At 68.5% G+C, this 1,429-nt stretch carries 1 protein-coding gene; it reads left to right on the top strand.

Annotated features, from left to right (window positions below; genetic code table 11):
• Positions 1-204: 204 nt before the first annotated feature.
• Complete coding sequence (locus OO57_RS37725; protein WP_033257423.1) at positions 205-1,410, top strand: IS110 family transposase; 1,206 nt, start codon at positions 205-207, stop codon at positions 1,408-1,410.
• Positions 1,411-1,429 lie beyond the last annotated feature (19 nt).

Below are 1,429 nucleotides of genomic sequence, written 5' to 3'. Positions count from 1 at the left end.
TCCCTAAGAATGTGAGGCGGTCCGGGAGGACCGGGTGTGGCTGATGGTGGTTTGCCGTTGATGGCTCCGAAGGAATGGCCGCCCGGTCCTTCGGGATGCTCCGACCACTGATTGAGAACTGCGGTCATCGCTGGTTAGGGACCTGTTGGCGGAGTGTTCTACGGGCCATGGAAGTGCTGGTCACGGTGGAACGGAGCTATGGTCTTGAGCACGCCTCAGGAGCGGATATGGGTCGGCATCGACGCCGGCAAGGGGCACCACTGGGCGGTGGCGGTCGACGCCGACGGCGAGAGCGTGTTCTCGACGAAGGTGATCAACGACGAGACCCAGATCCTCGCCCTCGTCAGAACCGCCCAGGCGAAGGCCGACGAGATCCGGTGGGCGGTGGACATCTCCGGCCGCGCCTCGACCCTGCTGCTGGCCCTGCTGGTCGCCCACGGACAACACGTCGTCTACGTGCCCGGCCGCACGGTCAACCGCATGTCCGCTGCTTATCAAGGAGAGGGCAAGACCGACGCCAAGGACGCCCGGGTCATCGCCGACCAGGCCCGCATGCGTCCGAAGGGCTTCGCTCGGCTGGACACCCCTTCGGAGCTGGTCACCACGCTGCGGGTGCTGACCAACTACCGGGCCGACCTGATCGCCGACCGGGTTCGGCTGATCAACCGGCTGCGCGACCTGCTGGTCGGCATCTGCCCGGCCCTGGAGCGGGCCTTCGACTACTCCGCGGCCAAGGGCCCCGTCGTCATGCTGACCGAGTACCAGACACCGGCCGCCCTGCGGCGGATCGGCGTCAAGCGGCTGACGGCCTGGCTGGAGCACCGCAAGGTCCGCAACCCGGGCGACGTCGCCGCGAAGGCGGTGGAGGCCGCACAGTCGCAGACGATCGAACTGCCCGGCGAGAAGCGGGCCGCCAAGCTGGTCCGCGACCTCGCCCACCAGCTCCTGGCCCTGGACGAGCGGATCAAGGACAACGACCGGGAGATCCGCGAGACCTTCCGCGCCGACGAACGCGCCGAGATCATCGAGTCGATGCCCGGCATGGGCCCCATCCTGGGCGCCGAACTCGTCGCCATCGTCGGCGACCTGTCCGGCTACCTGGACGCCGGCCGCCTGGCCTCCCACGCCGGCCTCGCCCCGGTCGCCCGGGACTCCGGCCGCCGCACCAACAACTACCACCGGCCCAAGCGGTACAACCGGCGCCTGCGGTACATCTTCTACATGGCCGCGCAGACCGCGATGATGAGGCCCGGTCCGTCCCGGGACTACTACCTGAAGAAGCGCGGAGAGGGGCTGTTGCACACCCAGGCCCTGCTGGCGCTCGCCCGCCGCCGGGTCGATGTCCTGTGGGCGATGCTGCGTGACAAGAGGCTGTTCACCTCCGCCCCGCCGGTCACGCAGGCGGCTTGACACGATCATTGAGATTCCT

Origin of the sequence: Kitasatospora phosalacinea (assembly GCF_000717185.1) — a bacterium.
Lineage (GTDB): Bacteria > Actinomycetota > Actinomycetes > Streptomycetales > Streptomycetaceae > Kitasatospora > Kitasatospora phosalacinea_A.
The sequence above is the reverse complement of the archived record's forward strand: the minus strand, read 5'-3'. Positions and strand labels throughout refer to the sequence as shown.